The 15,172-nt window shown below is 39.9% G+C and carries 15 protein-coding genes and 1 CRISPR repeat array; of the genes, 9 read left to right on the forward strand and 6 right to left on the reverse strand.

Features of this window, described 5'->3' with window-relative positions; genetic code table 11:
• The first annotated feature begins 170 nt into the window (after positions 1-170).
• Positions 171-1,568, forward strand: a complete 1,398-nt coding sequence (locus tag C1A47_RS00550) for a coniferyl aldehyde dehydrogenase (RefSeq protein WP_111891376.1) — start codon at positions 171-173, stop codon at positions 1,566-1,568.
• A gap of 7 nt (positions 1,569-1,575) precedes the next feature.
• Here the strand turns inward: C1A47_RS00550 and C1A47_RS00555 are convergent, their stop codons facing one another.
• Positions 1,576-2,967, reverse strand: coding sequence for a PLP-dependent aminotransferase family protein (locus C1A47_RS00555; protein WP_111891378.1), 1,392 nt, complete (start codon positions 2,965-2,967; stop codon positions 1,576-1,578).
• A gap of 111 nt (positions 2,968-3,078) precedes the next feature.
• On the opposite strand from C1A47_RS00555, the gene C1A47_RS00560 reads away from it, so the two are divergent.
• The 4 genes from C1A47_RS00560 (at position 3,079) to accC (ending at position 7,009) form a co-directional block, all read left to right on the forward strand.
• Positions 3,079-3,948: a DMT family transporter gene (locus C1A47_RS00560; RefSeq protein WP_111891380.1), complete on the forward strand. Its 870-nt coding sequence runs from the start codon at positions 3,079-3,081 to the stop codon at positions 3,946-3,948.
• Between the two features lie 773 nt (positions 3,949-4,721).
• Positions 4,722-5,159 (forward strand): type II 3-dehydroquinate dehydratase, encoded by a 438-nt coding sequence (gene aroQ / locus C1A47_RS00565; protein ID WP_111891382.1) that lies wholly within the window; start codon positions 4,722-4,724, stop codon positions 5,157-5,159.
• A gap of 35 nt (positions 5,160-5,194) precedes the next feature.
• Positions 5,195-5,620, forward strand: coding sequence for an acetyl-CoA carboxylase biotin carboxyl carrier protein (gene accB, locus C1A47_RS00570; RefSeq protein WP_111891384.1), 426 nt, complete (start codon positions 5,195-5,197; stop codon positions 5,618-5,620).
• Positions 5,621-5,635: 15 nt separating this feature from the next.
• Positions 5,636-7,009, forward strand: a complete 1,374-nt coding sequence (accC, locus tag C1A47_RS00575) for an acetyl-CoA carboxylase biotin carboxylase subunit (RefSeq protein WP_111891386.1) — start codon at positions 5,636-5,638, stop codon at positions 7,007-7,009.
• A gap of 55 nt (positions 7,010-7,064) precedes the next feature.
• Here accC and C1A47_RS00580 read toward each other — a convergent pair whose 3' ends face one another.
• The 5 genes from C1A47_RS00580 to C1A47_RS00600 form a co-directional block, all read right to left on the reverse strand.
• Positions 7,065-7,367, reverse strand: a complete 303-nt coding sequence (locus tag C1A47_RS00580) for a hypothetical protein (protein ID WP_111891388.1) — start codon at positions 7,365-7,367, stop codon at positions 7,065-7,067.
• Between the two features lie 42 nt (positions 7,368-7,409).
• The gene (locus C1A47_RS00585; RefSeq protein ID WP_111892161.1) at positions 7,410-7,652 is read right to left on the reverse strand and encodes a hypothetical protein; all 243 of its coding nucleotides are present in this window, start codon (positions 7,650-7,652) and stop codon (positions 7,410-7,412) included.
• 150 nt (positions 7,653-7,802) lie between these two features.
• The gene (gene aroC / locus C1A47_RS00590; RefSeq protein ID WP_111891390.1) at positions 7,803-8,894 is read right to left on the reverse strand and encodes a chorismate synthase; all 1,092 of its coding nucleotides are present in this window, start codon (positions 8,892-8,894) and stop codon (positions 7,803-7,805) included.
• A gap of 12 nt (positions 8,895-8,906) precedes the next feature.
• A complete protein-coding gene (gene prmB / locus C1A47_RS00595; protein ID WP_111891392.1) occupies positions 8,907-9,917 on the reverse strand; it encodes a 50S ribosomal protein L3 N(5)-glutamine methyltransferase in 1,011 nt (336 codons plus the stop codon).
• Between the two features lie 279 nt (positions 9,918-10,196).
• Positions 10,197-11,424: a CRISPR direct-repeat array (repeat unit 28 nt; unit sequence GTTCACTGCCATATAGGCAGCTTAGAAA).
• A 64-nt stretch (positions 11,425-11,488) separates the two neighbouring features.
• Complete coding sequence (locus C1A47_RS00600; RefSeq protein WP_111891394.1) at positions 11,489-11,857, reverse strand: hypothetical protein; 369 nt, start codon at positions 11,855-11,857, stop codon at positions 11,489-11,491.
• 272 nt (positions 11,858-12,129) lie between these two features.
• On the opposite strand from C1A47_RS00600, the gene C1A47_RS00605 reads away from it, so the two are divergent.
• The 4 genes from C1A47_RS00605 to C1A47_RS00620 all read left to right on the forward strand — a co-directional run bounded on the left by C1A47_RS00605 (position 12,130) and on the right by C1A47_RS00620 (position 15,163).
• The gene (locus C1A47_RS00605; RefSeq protein ID WP_111891396.1) at positions 12,130-12,387 is read left to right on the forward strand and encodes a hypothetical protein; all 258 of its coding nucleotides are present in this window, start codon (positions 12,130-12,132) and stop codon (positions 12,385-12,387) included.
• Between the two features lie 159 nt (positions 12,388-12,546).
• Entirely contained in the window at positions 12,547-13,638 is a 1,092-nt protein-coding gene (locus C1A47_RS00610; protein WP_111891398.1) for a hypothetical protein, read from the forward strand.
• 24 nt (positions 13,639-13,662) lie between these two features.
• On the forward strand, positions 13,663-14,481 hold the full coding sequence (gene thiM / locus C1A47_RS00615) for a hydroxyethylthiazole kinase (protein WP_111891400.1): 819 nt from the start codon (positions 13,663-13,665) through the stop codon (positions 14,479-14,481).
• Positions 14,482-14,542: 61 nt separating this feature from the next.
• A complete protein-coding gene (locus C1A47_RS00620; RefSeq protein ID WP_111891402.1) occupies positions 14,543-15,163 on the forward strand; it encodes a LysE family translocator in 621 nt (206 codons plus the stop codon).
• The last annotated feature ends 9 nt before the right edge of the window (positions 15,164-15,172 follow it).

Below are 15,172 nucleotides of genomic sequence, written 5' to 3' on the forward strand. Positions count from 1 at the left end.
ATTGACTATTTTTAAGAATGGTTTGCAACTTTAGTCTAAGAAGACACTCAATCATGCACTTTTTTTAATTTCTATATCGCCAATAAGGAAACTCAGGATTCACAAATCCCATTCGATATCACAATTTTTTCAGTTAGTATGCAGTGATACTTTCCAAGACTTTTGGCACAATGACTGATTCAGCAGAATACCTAGATCATATTTTCCAACAACAAAAAAAGGCTTTTTTAGCCGAACAATACCCCACGCTAGAACAACGCCGCACTTGGCTAAAACAATTAAAAACTGCATTGCTCAAGCACCAAAATGCCATTAATGCTGCGATTTCTGCCGATTTTGGACATCGAAGTAACGATGAAACCCTACTGGTGGAAATGCTGCCGAGCATTATGGGTATTCAGCACAGTCTGAAACATCTTAAAAAGTGGATGAAACCAAGTCACCGTCAAGTCAGTATTTTGTTTCAACCTGCTCAGGCTTATGTGCTGTATCAACCTTTGGGTGTGGTTGGCATCATTGTGCCGTGGAATTACCCTTTGTTTCTGGCGATTGGCCCGCTTTGCCAAGCCTTAGCCGCAGGTAATCGGGCGATGCTGAAAATGAGTGAATTTACTCCCAATTTCTCAGCCTTATTTAAAACCATACTGGCTGAAGTTTTTCCTGAAGATTTGGTTCATGTCGTCATTGGCGATCATCAAATCGCTGCCAAGTTTTCTACACTGCCCTTTGATCACTTACTGTTTACAGGTTCAACCGTGATTGGTCGACAAGTGATGCAAGCAGCCTCGGAACACTTAACGCCTGTTACTTTAGAATTGGGAGGAAAATCACCGAGCATTTTAGGTAAAGATGCACCTTTTGAAGAATCTGTACGACGTATTGCGTTTGGCAAAGCCATCAATGCTGGGCAAACCTGTGTCGCACCTGATTATGTTTTTGTTCCAGAAAACTTGCTCAATCGCTTTATTGAAACCTATCAAAATGTCATGCGGGAATTTTATCCTGAACTCGCTCACAATCCAGATTGCAGTCAAATTATCAATGCACGTCAAGCCCATCGTCTACAGAGCTATTTAGATGATGCACAAGCACAAGGTGCAAAGATTACCTCGCTTTACCCTGCAACTGAGCAGCATTTTGGATATTATCTGGTACAAAATGTACATGATGATATGTTACTGATGCAAAATGAAATTTTCGGTTCGATTTTGCCAATTTTAACTTATCAGCATATTGATGAAGTGATCGACTATATCAATCAGCGTCCACGCCCATTAGCGCTATATTATTTTGGTTACGACAAAAATGAGCAGCCGTACTTTATCAAGCACACACATAGCGGTGGGGTCTGTTTAAATGAAACCCTGGTTCACGTTGCACAGGACGACTTACCGTTCGGTGGTATTGGAGCTTCAGGGCTTGGGCATTATCATGGACATGAAGGTTTCTTGACCTTTAGTCATGCCAAGTCCGTCTTTGTCCGTCCAAAATTCAGTTTGATGAAACTAATCTATCCACCGTATGGCACATGGTTACAAAAGCTGATTTTCCGTCTATTTTTACGTTAATCATTCATCAACCAAGCTGTTGCATCACACGTTGCAATACCTGATAAATCCGTTGATCTGCTGACTGTGCCACATTGAAACGTAAAAACTGGTCAGCCGATTGGCGCACACTAAACACATTTCCAGGCGCTAAAATAATGCCTTCTTGCAAGCAAAGTTTAGAAATTTGCTGTGCTGAATACCCTTCTGGCAACTGACACCATAAGAACATTCCCGATTGAGGAATCAACCAAGGACGAATACCTAAAGGGGCTAATTTCTGTATGGTTTTACTCATCGCCAATGCCAATTGCTGCTTTAACCACTCCACATGTTTTCGGTAAGCATTGTCGGTTAAGGCATGATAAATCAGTTCTGTACTGAGCTGATTATTGTTAAAACTGGTCGCGATTTTCAGATCAATTAATTGCTCAATCCACTGTTGTTGCGTCGCAATATAACCACAACGCATTGAAGCAGAAAGTGTTTTAGAAAAACTCCCAATTTGGATCACCTGAGCAAAACCATTCAATGCCGCATAGCGCGGTGCAGGCATATATTCAAAGTCTGCAAAAATATCATCTTCAACAATAATTAAATCGGTTTGCTCGACCATTTTCAGAACTTGATAGGCTGTTGCAAGCGACAACTGACCACCCGTTGGGTTATGAATACCTGAATTAGTGATATAAAGTCTCGGTTTATATCCTAAAGCCTCTCGAAACTGTTCCAGATCTGGGCCTGTCGCCGTCCAAGGAATCGAAATGGTTTTGACCTGATGAGTTTTTAGCAAAGCATGAAAATTAAAATAACAAGGGTCATCAATCAGTACAACATCATTCGGATTGAGAAAAAGTCGACAAACTAAATCAATGGCATGTGTACCACTATCGGTCAATAAAATTTGATCAGGATGCGCCGTTACACCTGTGGTCTGCATGCGCTGGGCAATTAAATGTCGAAGCTCGGCAAAACCCAAAGGTTGACCATAACTCACCAAATACGATGTTGTCGATCTTGAAACTGTTCGTAAAGACTTACGAATCAGATCTTCTGGCATCCAGTGTTCAGGAAGCCAGCCACAGCCTGGTTTTAAATGACTTGCATCGGCCTCTAAAGACTGCCGAGAAATCCATAATGGATCGACATCACGGTCTAAACGGGGTGCGATTGCCGTAAAGGCATAAGATGCACGAATGCCAGTGACAAAATAACCAGACCCCGCTCTAGCCTCAATCCGTTGCTCTGTGACCAAACGCGCATAGGCTTCTATGACCGTTGAAATAGACACATCCAGCTGCTCCGCAAGTTGCCTAAGTGATGGCAAACGTGACCCTGCAACCAAAATTCGGTTTTCAATTTGTTGATGAACATGGGCTTTTACCCGTTCAATTTTACTCGATGCAGCGAACTCATCCATAACAGTTTTAATTTTTATACCCTAACAGTTTTATTCAATTGTATGGCTTTGTGACTGTTTCAACAAGCCTCTCATTTTATACATTCAGATCATTGGATGGAGAGTTTATCAATGTTGAATATTTCACGTGGTTGGTTAAGTGGATTTTGTGGCGTGTGTATTTTTGCAGGTTCGTTGCCTGCAACACGTTTGGCTGTTGTCGGATTTAGCCCTGAGTTTTTAACGTCAATCCGCGCACTAATTGCAGGCATTTTGGCTTTATGTACCGTACTTTGCTTTAAACAGCGTTTACCCTCTATCACTCAGTTTAGATCACTCATACTGGTCGCCATTGGAGTCGTATTGGGCTTTCCTTTATTTACAGCATTAGCGCTCAAACAAATGAGTGCATCTTATTCGATTGTATTCGTTGGATTATTGCCTTTAGCAACTGCTATTTTTGCCATCCTATTGGGTGAGAAGAAACCTCCTTATCAATTTTGGCTGTTTGCAATGCTTGGCAGTTGTAGCATTATTGCTTTCATCTATATGTCACCGCAGACACAACACCCGATTTCTGCGGATTTGTATATGCTGGCAGCAATTTTACTTTGTGGACTAGGTTATGCCGAAGGTGGTCGTTTATCGAAAGATTTGGGTGGTTTACATGTTATTTCTTGGGCGCTGATCTTGACTCTTCCCTTTATGTTATTTGGCAGCATCTATTATTTCCCTCAGAGCTTTAGCCATGTCACATTCAGCGCATCTTTAGGATTACTTTATGTGTCTCTATTTAGCATGTTTATTGGATTTATTTTTTGGTATCACGGCTTAGCCACAGGCGGTGTCGTTGCAGTGGGGCAATTACAACTACTACAGCCTTTTTTGGGTCTGGGTTTATCCGCAATTATTTTGCATGAACCTGTCGGCTGGTCAATGTTTCTAACCAGTTTACTGGTGGTAGGCTGTGTAAGCTTTGCCAAGAAATTTTCTGTTCGCTAAATACATCTCTCGGTAAGTCATTTAGGGCTTACCAAGCTTAATTCTATTCAAGTATTTAAATCCAGATCCATAAGAAAATCATTTAAAAATCATGTTCAAATATCAGTTCTTTAGATATTGGAAATGATATCATTCTACATGTAACAACTTATTGCACATTCTATAAACACTTACACTGCTGTTTTATCACTCAACACACGTTCAATCTGAACAAAATGGTCAATGCCTTTTAGTTTATGAGGACAATTTGGTTCAGACAAAAGTACGCTTTCTGCAAGTTTTGTTCAGGACTCAAAGTCATTTTCAATAAAATACTTAGGCTATTACCCCTAATCAAGGGATTAATTTTGTGGATATCATTCTAAATATATCTTGTTAAAAATCTTGAAAATTATAAAATTTACTTAATTTATTCATATGCTTAATAATTTAAAACCTTGCAAATAGCTTAAAATCAAAGTGACTACGAAACCCAACTTTGTTATAAATTCCACCATTCCAATTGTTTTTATTTAGTGTTAGTGTAAACAACCATAAGATTTCTAAACATTCCAAAAAATTAAAGATACATACAAGTTTTATGTTTTCAAAATGGCACTTTTTAACATTGTTAATTTTCCCAAAAATTTACAAGATATACGCATAATTTGATTTGTTTATTCTGTATAGATAAGTACAACTTGCAAAATAATTACAGAATTCAAAGCAAAAATCAGCCAACTTTGTAAAGATCTTGCAAAAAATGATTGCAATTTCTGACTGGAGCGCACTATATGACTTCACGTATTTTGGTCATTCACGGACCAAATCTAAATTTGCTAGGAAAGCGCGAACCTGAAGTATATGGGCACCTCACTTTAAACGACATTAATCAAAGCCTGATTGAACAAGCCAAACAACAAGATTGCTCTTTAGATACATTTCAAAGCAACCATGAAGGTGCGATTGTCGACCGTATTCATTTAGCACAAGAACAAGGTGTGCAATTTATCATTATTAACCCAGCAGCATATACACATACATCGGTTGCATTACGTGATGCGCTGCTTGGGGTCAATATTCCATTTATTGAAGTGCATTTATCCAATGTGCATGCCCGTGAAGCCTTTCGTCATCACTCATACCTCAGCGATAAAGCCGTCGGTGTGATTTGTGGCCTAGGTGCGAAAGGCTATCACTTTGCACTCAATTATGCGATTTCTCAACTTTAACCTTCTCATTAATCTTCATAAGGAATACGAACACCATGGATATTCGTAAAATCAAAAAACTCATCGACTTGATGATTGAATCTGATCTTCACGCGATTGAAGTAAAAGAAGGTGATCAATCGATTGCTTTAACTCGCCGTAGCCCAGCACCAATCCAAATGGGTGTTGCTGCAATGCCAGCACCTGCTGCTGAAGCTGCTGCTCCAAAAGCAAAAGCACCACGTGGTGTTGTTGAAACTGCACCGATGGTTGGCGTGTTCTATGCAGCGTCAAGCCCAGGCGAAGCACCATTTGTTCAAGTAGGTCAAACAGTTTCTGCTGGTGATACACTTGGTATTATCGAAGCAATGAAAATCATGAACCCGATTGAAGCAACTCAAAGCGGTGTAATTGAAGAAATCTTGGTAAAAAATGGCGAAGTGATTGAGTTTGGTCAACCGTTATTCCGTTACCGCGCATAATTACGGGGACTCACAATGTTGCAAAAAGTTCTGATTGCAAACCGTGGTGAGATCGCCTTGCGAATCACCCGCGCTTGTAAAGCCTTAGGCATTAAAACCGTTGGTGTGTATTCTAGCGCCGACAAAGACTTGATGCATTTGCGTTTTGTCGATGAAGCTGTATGTATCGGTCCTGGTACAACCAGCGAAAGTTATCTAAATATTCCAGCATTATTAACTGCTGCTGAAGTTACAGGTGCAGATGCCATCCACCCTGGTTATGGCTTCTTGTCTGAAAATGCTGAATTTGCAGAAATGGTTGAAACTTCGGGCTATATCTTTATTGGTCCACGCCCAGAACACATCCGTTTGATGGGTAACAAAGTTTCGGCAATTACCGCAATGCGTAAAGCTGGTGTACCCACAGTACCAGGCTCTCAACACGCAGTAACACCTGCAAATGCAAAAGAAGAAGCAGCGAAAATCGGTTTCCCACTGATTGTTAAAGCCGCTTCTGGTGGTGGTGGTCGTGGTATGCGTATTGTTGAACGCATCGACACTTTGCTTGAGTCTGTACAAGCAGCTCAACGTGATGCTGAAATGTGGTTTGGTGATGACACGGTCTATATGGAACGTTTCTTACAAAAACCTCGCCACGTTGAAGTTCAAATCTTGGCAGATGGTCAAGGTCATGCGATTCACCTGTACGATCGTGACTGTTCTTTACAACGTCGTCACCAGAAAGTGCTTGAAGAAGCGCCTGCACCAGACTTGCCTGAGCAAGCACGTGCTGACATTCTTGAAGCTTGTGTACATGCATGTAAACTTATGCAGTACCGTGGCGCAGGTACGTTCGAATTCTTATTTGAAGATGGCGAGTTCTTCTTCATTGAGATGAACACACGTGTTCAGGTTGAACACCCTGTGACTGAAATGGTCACTGGCGTTGACATCATTGAACAGCAAATTCGTATCGCATCTGGTTTAGGTTTAACCCTTAACCAAGAAGACATCGAAGTTCGTGGTCATGCGATTGAATGCCGTATCAATGCTGAAGATCCAACAACATTTCTACCATCTCCAGGTCGTATCGAACACTTCTATGCGCCAGGCGGTGCAGGTATCCGTTTAGATTCTCATATCTATTCTGGTTATAGCATTCCACCCTATTACGATTCTATGATCGCGAAATTGATCGCACATGGTAAAGACCGTAATACTGCGATTGCTCGTATGCGCCAAGCATTAGATGAAATGATTTTGACAGGTGTGAAAACCAACATTCCATTACATAAAGACTTGATCTTACAAGACAAAGATTTCTGTGAAACAGCGATGGATATTCACTACCTAGAAACTCATCTTCTTAAACAGCTTGAAGGTGCGACAGAAGAGAAGAAATCTGCTTAATTCTTTTCTTGGTCTCAAAAAAAGAAGCGACTCGTTCGCTTCTTTTTTATTTAAATTAACTCAAAAATTGTGAAGCATAAATCAGATCAAACTGCTGGTAAAAATTTTGAGTAAAATGTGCCAACTCAGGATGATGCCTTGCTGTATCTTTCCCCCATGCACTCAACAGCACTGAATGCTGTAAAGTTTCCGAAATTTCATGTCCTAACTGAACAGATTGTAGATGGGCGGCGACAATATCCGCTTCCCACAATAAAATTTCATATTCATCTGAACGCACATTGTACTCTTTTGCCAAGTCTAAAAGCTGAGTTTGCAATTGCTGCCCATAATGTAAAAACTCCTCCACTTGGGTCATGCTGCACCTCCGTATTTTCAGGTGATAAAAGGCTTAAAAGATTTAACCCAAATCAGATACAGGAATGACTTTCACAATAATGGTTTGAGATTCTTCAAATTCATCAAAAATTTGCTTACGCGTTAATTCTTTAGATTTCACTTTAAACTGTAAGTTTTGAAATTGAATATGGCTTGGAATGCGGTCAAAGTAATCACCTGTTTCCTCGATTTCTTCTTCAAAAAGTGGGCGGCCTAATTGGTAGTCCTTGCTTTTTAAAGCAATATATTTCACTGTGGTTTTCATCATTTATGACCCTTTTTCTCTAGGCTTTATTTTTGTTTTAACAGGTTTAAAAGAGAAAGGGAACGTCATTTATGTATAAACTGTCTGAATAAACAACAACTAAAAAAATAGCTCCACCGAAGTGAAGCTATTGCTCTTTTCGCTATCTTTTTATGGTGCAATCGGTGCAAATGGCGCGACCACATCAGCATTTTGCGCACGATGACGCATGAAATGATCCATCAGCACAATTGCAAGCATCGCTTCCGCAATCGGAGCCGCACGTACGCCTACACAAGGATCGTGACGACCTTTAGTTAATACATCAGCATCTTGACCATTGATATCAATGGTTTTTCCAGATGTGGTAATACTGGCTGTCGGTTTAAGTGCAATCGCAACACGAATGTCTTGACCACTCGAAATCCCACCTAAAATCCCGCCAGCATGATTTGCCAAGAAACCTTGTGAAGTCAGTTCATCACGGGTTTCATGACCAAATTGTCCCGCTACTGCAAAACCATCACCAATCTCTACGCCTTTCACCGCATTGATGCTCATCATGGCATGCGCGATGTCTGCATCCAGACGGTCAAAAACTGGCTCACCCCAACCCACTGGAACATTTTCAGCCAAGATTTCGAGCTTAGCACCACAGCTAGTCCCCTGCTCACGTAGTGAAGTCACCAGTTGCTCAAAACGAGGAACGGCATCGACATCACCACAGAAAAACGGGTTGTTTGGAACTTCATTCCAATCCAGTTTTTCAGCAACTTCTGTCCCGATTTGGGTCACATGTCCACGAATGACAATGCCAAATTTTTCAGCGAGGTATTTTTTCGCAATCGCCCCTGCTGCCACACGCATAGCAGTTTCACGCGCACTTGAACGACCACCGCCACGGTAGTCGCGGAAACCGTATTTATGTGTGTAAGTATAGTCTGCATGTCCTGGGCGGAAAGTCTGCGCGATATTGCCATAATCTTTTGATTTTTGATCCGTATTACGAATCAACAAACCAATCGGTGTGCCTGTGGTTTTACCTTCAAATACACCAGAGATAATTTCAACTTGGTCAGGTTCTTTACGTTGCGTCGCAAATTTTGATGTGCCAGGTTTACGACGATCGAGATCTTGTTGTAAATCTGCTTCAACCAATTCAAGACCAGGGGGAACGCCATCGACAATCGCCATTAAGCCGACACCGTGCGACTCACCACAGGTGGTTACACGAAAAAGTTGCCCAATACTATTTCCTGCCATAATGACAATTCCTTATGCATTTACTGAATCTTGAAATAATTGTTGATATTGACGACATTGTGCAGCAGTCAAAGCAAAAATACCTGAACCACCTTTTTGGAATTTTAACCAATGGAAGTCAACTGTATTAAAGTTTTGGCGCATTGCCCACTCAGAGTTACCCACTTCAATCACAATAAGACCATCTTCAGTCAAATAATCTGCGGCTTGAGCCAACATTTTACGAACCAAGTCTAAACCGTCCTGACCTGCTGCAAGTGCCAATTCTGGCTCATGTAAGAATTCTTCAGGTAGATCTGCCATGTCTTCAGCATCGACATATGGCGGGTTACTGACGATCAAATCATATTGATTTTCAGCAGGAATTTTTGAGAACAAGTCAGATTCTAACAATGCAACCTGATACTGCATGTTGTGGTGTTCAGTGTTAATCGCAGCGACTTCAAGTGCTTCACGAGAAATATCCGTTGCATCGACTTCAGCTTCTGGGTAAGCGTATGCAAGTGCAATCGCGATACAAGCCGAACCTGTACACATATCTAAAATACGGCGTGGGGTTTGTGGATTTGTATTTTCAGGTAAGTTATTCAATGCTTCGCGCATTTGCCCATTTTCATCTAAACAGTAAGGTGCAAAGCGTTGTTCGATAAGTTCTGCAACTGGTGAACGTGGAATCAAAACACGCTCATCAACATAGAATGGTTTATTGCAGAAATAAGCAAGGTTCAATAAGTAAGAGGTTGGAACGCGTTCGTTGATACGGCGTTCTAAAAGGCTTAAAAATTCTGCTTTTTCGCTTGGTAATAGTTTTGCATCGAGAATTTCGTTATCGGCTGCCCAGTCTAAAGACAAGGTTTGCAATACCAATGCTGAGCTTTCTGCAAAAAAGTCTTCTGTACCTTGCCCTAAATGAGCATCGTATTGACGCAGTGCTGTGACCCCAAAGCGAATAAAATCACGAATCGTGCTTAAGTTTTCAGCCGCTTCATTTAAACTTTCAGGGCTAATCGTCAATCGCTCCACTCAGAACTCCAAATCTATAAATTTATATGCTCGGTATTCTACCCTGTTTTAGCCTGATTTTTAATGCTTATAGTGTCTTTGGACAAATGATCATCTCGATCAATGTAAATTTTACGTATTTTTTAATTTGACAGATCATGCCTTTTGACCCAATATTTTTAAATTCTTTAACAGTTTAATAAAATCAATTAGTTATAACTTAGCTGAAAAATTTGGGTCTTTTAAGACTTTTTATATTTAAGCCTTTGTTATTTCTATTTTTCTGATAATATTTTTACTGTTCACTGCCATATAGGCAGCTTAGAAAAGTAAAGTCAGCACTATTGCTTACTGTATCAAGTTCACTGCCATATAGGCAGCTTAGAAATCACTGGAAATCAAGCGTCTATTTATTCAGCAGTTCACTGCCATATAGGCAGCTTAGAAACGAAAGAGGAAATCGAAGTTGCTCGTAAAAAGGTTCACTGCCATATAGGCAGCTTAGAAAAAGGCGGTGAGCTTTATACCAGTGCAGGGGTTGTTCACTGCCATATAGGCAGCTTAGAAATATTATCACGATAAAGCCAAGGGTGAGAAACAGTTCACTGCCATATAGGCAGCTTAGAAATAAAAGATGGTTAAAAACTACTGGAACAGATCGTTCACTGCCATATAGGCAGCTTAGAAAAGAGCAATAGTGGTCGGTTTTCGTATGATGATGTTCACTGCCATATAGGCAGCTTAGAAACTGCGCTTGGCAGTGCAGTAATACCAGGATAGGTTCACTGCCATATAGGCAGCTTAGAAAGAGAAACTGACAAAGCAAAGTTCGAGCGTGAAGTTCACTGCCATATAGGCAGCTTAGAAAACTTTCGATTGAGATGCAAAAAGCGCAGATCGGTTCACTGCCATATAGGCAGCTTAGAAAAATTTGGTGCGGATAGTAGCATGACAAATCCAGTTCACTGCCATATAGGCAGCTTAGAAATCGACAAATCTTAAAGTTACGTTGTAATAATCGTTCACTGCCATATAGGCAGCTTAGAAATCGTGCTGCTGAATTTATTGGGGAAATTCAAAGTTCACTGCCATATAGGCAGCTTAGAAAATTTGTTGATGCAAACAAGTATTTGCGAGGAAGTTCACTGCCATATAGGCAGCTTAGAAAGATGGCCACACGCACACTTGCTGCAAGGGTTTGTTCACTGCCATATAGGCAGCTTAGAAAAAGACAATGCATTTTTAATTGTAGAAGCACCAGTTCACTGCCATATAGGCAGCTTAGAAAACAAACTTGTAAACCCATAAAAACCTCACATAGTTCACTGCCATATAGGCAGCTTAGAAATATGCGATTCGTAATTCACGAGTATTGAAAGTGTTCACTGCCATATAGGCAGCTTAGAAAGTGAGTTGCTGCAAGGAACTGGACTTAATGAAGTTCACTGCCATATAGGCAGCTTAGAAAAAAACGATCACCTGAAGCCTGCATTTCAACAGGTTCACTGCCATATAGGCAGCTTAGAAATGAAAAAACCTACTTCTTAACATCAAGTAGGTTTTATTTCATTTTAGAACTTGATTAAAAAACTTTAAATCTGGTTTTGCTGACATGAAGTCAAAACCATTTGGCGTAATTCTTCTATTTTAACCTTCTTTGCACTATTGCTACTTTCAACGGGTAAGCGAGAAACTTTCAATGCTATCGCAGCATAAAATTGTGCCAATGCATGCTGGTCATCTGTTGTTGCATTTTTCTGCATATTTGCCGCAGTTTGCACCATATCTACAAATAATTTACCATTTTGATGCTCAGACATAATTTGAGCAGCAAGTTCTGACTTTCCTTGACAGCTCTGCCCAACGTTTTGCTTCAATTCAGCGTTTAATTCTGCATAACTACTTTTACAGCACATCAAAATTGCCAATCCCCATATCACTTTTTTAAAAGTCGCTGGCATATCTTCAATCCCATTTTATTGTTTAAACTTCAGTGGGCTATCATAATGGATAATCACATTATTTTAACTATTATAAATTAACCAATTGAATTTTAAATCTATTTAAAAATTAGATAAAACTTAAGAAATTAAACACATTTTATTACATTTCAAACAAAACTCTTGACATTTGTAAATTATAAATTTTTTCCACACTTACATTTCTACACATGGTATTTCCTACAATTTATGCCAAAGTAGAATGAGCTTCTTTTATCAAGGAGGTCAAAACCATGTTGATTAAGGATCAAATCTATCGCATTGAAAACCTCAAAGCTTTACACTGCATGCATAAAGCAGGAATTCAGCATCAAGTGATTGCCCTATTTATGACCAGTGAGGGGCTTCCACTCAGCGAACAAGATGTAGCACTACTCATTCACCTGTATGATGACTGCGGTAAAATTAGAGTACCTCAGAAAAAAATTCAAGCCATGATTGTTGCCAAAAAAATGGGACAACATGACGACAACTTACCATGCCCTGTATAATCTTCAGCCAGTCACGCGACTGGCTTTTTTTCTTATTTTTTCGATAGAGCGGTGTATAATTTCCAGTTCTAATTCATTCCGAACGGATAAATCACTTTGTTCCAGATCTTAAATAAACAGCTTGATGCCAGTACTCGGTGCCCTTTATGCCAAGCTGCAATGTTTTGGGTTGATGCTGAACAATTTGATCAGGACGTTCAATTTCACCAATGTAGTTATTGTGAACATCGAGTCTTCAAAGAAGATAAATATACTTGCCACTGTACTCGTTGCCAGCAACAACGTAAAAAGATTCTGAAAGAAACACGTCATCAAGAACATCAAAAATATCGAAAAAAAGAAGTTTTAGCGCCATCGCTAGAACAACTTAGCTTTTTACAGAAACTATTCCTACTTGCTTTACTCGATGATCAGGTTCGTGAGGATTCTCAGCATGATGAATACATTCATTGGGAGAAAATAAAGTTCTTTAGCATTTCACCCACCTATCATTTTCAGCATCAATTGGTGAAACAGCTACAGAAAGAAAATATCTTTGTTGCAACAACAGCTATTGATGAACCAACAACCTTTTATATTAATGTTCGTTTAGATGGTTATAGTGAACCCAGTTTATTTAGTATTACCCAGCAATTACGCCATTGGTTCTACTTCAATTTAACACTCGGAATTCCATTTAAAAATGGTGAGGAAGTTAAAGCTGTCTTATATGAAATGCTGTATCAAGAGATTATTCAGTTTATTCAATCCATCTGTAAAATGTGGCAAGTACAATTCAGTTCACATGCCTCATTTCAACAGCTTTGTTATCGACTGTTAGATCACCTTTCCGTCGAGCAAATTTTTTATTTAGCACATACGGGTTTGTTGTTTTTATACGAACAAAAAGCACTTGCCGCGCGTAATGATGGATTTGTAAATACGCATCGTTTAAAAAAGACCATGTTGCAGTATCGGGAACGTGCTATTGCAGAAAAGTGGGAAACACCAAGCTTTATGCGTCCAGAGCATTTACCTCTGAGCAGAATGAGTCAAATTTTATATTATCGTTTTCTCAACTACGATCAACGAATTTTCAATCAACCTGTTTGGCATCTTTGGAAAAAAATTCAGCCTCGACTCAATTTTTATTCAGATAAGCGCTGTATGCATTGTGGCTCTAACGAACTTGATGTCGAATATGATGCTGGACATTACGTCACGCTCACTTGTCGTAAATGCCAGCATCAAGATCACTATTTCACACATTAAAACTCAGTATTTACAGGATTTTTTATGCTTGAACGCACACTACTTATTGAACAAATCATAGATGCTTGGCAAAAATTACAACTAACTTCCCCACTCGTTCAGTGCATTACCAATCAAGTTGCCAGTAATTATGCTGCAAATGTTTTACTTGCCTGTGGTGCATCCCCTGCGATGATTGACAATCCATTTGAAGCTGAAAGTTTTACCCAAATTAGCTCAGCACTCAGTATTAACTTGGGCACACCGACTGAGCAACAAATGCAAGCCATGCAAATCTCGGCTAAAACTGCTCAAACACATCAAAAACCATGGGTGCTCGACCCTGTAGGTTATAGCCCAATTTTAAAATGGCGCAGTGATATGACGGATACTCTACTGAAGTATCATCCAACCGTGATTCGTGGCAATGCGTCTGAAATCAGTACATTGGCAGGAAACCAAGGTTCATCTAAAGGTGTGGATAGTACGCTCAGTAGTGATGCGGTTTATATGCAAGCTCAAAACCTTCTACAACATTGTGACTGCGTTGCCATTTCGGGTGCAAGCGACTACATTTTGTATCATGAAACCACTCAAGTGATTAAAATCAATGGTGGTTCAGCCCTACAACCTAAAGTTACTGCAACAGGTTGTGCTTTAGGTGCACTGATTGCAGCTTACTGTTCAGTAACTTCACCGATGCTCGCCTGTGTTGCTGCACATGTACATTTTGCGATTGCAGGTAAATTAGCTGCTCAACGTGCGCCACTCATTGGACAATTTGCCGTAGCATTTATGGATGAATTGTTTAGTTTAAATGCTGAGAAAATTGCTGAATTTGCTGATATTGAATTGTTAAGCTAGAAAACTGAACTATTCTCAGTATTTGTGTGTAGAATTTGGGCAAAATAACAGGAACAATAAAATGCCCTCATTCCAATTACTCAGTACATTTTTACTTACCACATTAATTTTTGCCTATTTACCCGGCCCCGCGATGTTGTATACAGCAGCACAAACGCTAGCTCGCGGACGTAAGGCTGGGCTTATGGCATCTCTCGGGATTCATTTCGGTGGTTATACCCATATCATGATCGCTGCAACAGGTCTAACTGTTTTATTTCATGCGATTCCAGTTGCTTATACATTGGTCAAAATTGGCGGTGCTCTGTGGCTGATTTGGCTTGGATTAAAAATGCTATTTGCTCGCAGCTCAAAACCATCGTCAGATTTACAGAAAAATCAGCAACAACGCGCTTTTTCTGAAAGCATTTGGGTTGAAATCCTCAATCCCAAAACGGCTATTTTTTATCTCGCCTTTTTGCCGCAATTTATTGATACGCAGGCAACATTTCCAATTTGGTTACAATTTTTGATTCTTGGAACAATCGTCAATTTGGCCTTTAGTTCAGCAGATGTGGTTTGTGTATTTTGTGCAGATTTCATTCTGAAAAAATTTAAAACATCTACACGTGGTCAACAGATTTTTCGCTATTTAAGCGGCAGCATTTTGATTCTTTTAGGCTTGCGTTTAGCACGAGATTAAAAAAAGGGT

This window comes from Acinetobacter sp. MB5, assembly GCF_003261585.1.
Lineage (GTDB): Bacteria > Pseudomonadota > Gammaproteobacteria > Pseudomonadales > Moraxellaceae > Acinetobacter.

Coding starts and splice junctions, on each gene's coding strand:
- C1A47_RS00600 (WP_111891394.1), bottom strand. CDS start 11,857: ATGCCAGCGACTTTTAAAAAAGTGATATGGGGATTGGCAATTTTGATG.
- C1A47_RS00550 (WP_111891376.1), top strand. CDS start 171: ATGACTGATTCAGCAGAATACCTAGATCATATTTTCCAACAACAAAAA.
- thiM (WP_111891400.1), top strand. CDS start 13,663: ATGCTTGAACGCACACTACTTATTGAACAAATCATAGATGCTTGGCAA.
- aroQ (WP_111891382.1), top strand. CDS start 4,722: ATGACTTCACGTATTTTGGTCATTCACGGACCAAATCTAAATTTGCTA.
- C1A47_RS00610 (WP_111891398.1), top strand. CDS start 12,547: ATGTTTTGGGTTGATGCTGAACAATTTGATCAGGACGTTCAATTTCAC.
- C1A47_RS00605 (WP_111891396.1), top strand. CDS start 12,130: ATGTTGATTAAGGATCAAATCTATCGCATTGAAAACCTCAAAGCTTTA.
- C1A47_RS00620 (WP_111891402.1), top strand. CDS start 14,543: ATGCCCTCATTCCAATTACTCAGTACATTTTTACTTACCACATTAATT.
- C1A47_RS00555 (WP_111891378.1), bottom strand. CDS start 2,967: ATGGATGAGTTCGCTGCATCGAGTAAAATTGAACGGGTAAAAGCCCAT.
- aroC (WP_111891390.1), bottom strand. CDS start 8,894: ATGGCAGGAAATAGTATTGGGCAACTTTTTCGTGTAACCACCTGTGGT.
- C1A47_RS00585 (WP_111892161.1), bottom strand. CDS start 7,652: ATGAAAACCACAGTGAAATATATTGCTTTAAAAAGCAAGGACTACCAA.
- accB (WP_111891384.1), top strand. CDS start 5,195: ATGGATATTCGTAAAATCAAAAAACTCATCGACTTGATGATTGAATCT.
- C1A47_RS00560 (WP_111891380.1), top strand. CDS start 3,079: ATGTTGAATATTTCACGTGGTTGGTTAAGTGGATTTTGTGGCGTGTGT.
- C1A47_RS00580 (WP_111891388.1), bottom strand. CDS start 7,367: ATGACCCAAGTGGAGGAGTTTTTACATTATGGGCAGCAATTGCAAACT.
- accC (WP_111891386.1), top strand. CDS start 5,636: ATGTTGCAAAAAGTTCTGATTGCAAACCGTGGTGAGATCGCCTTGCGA.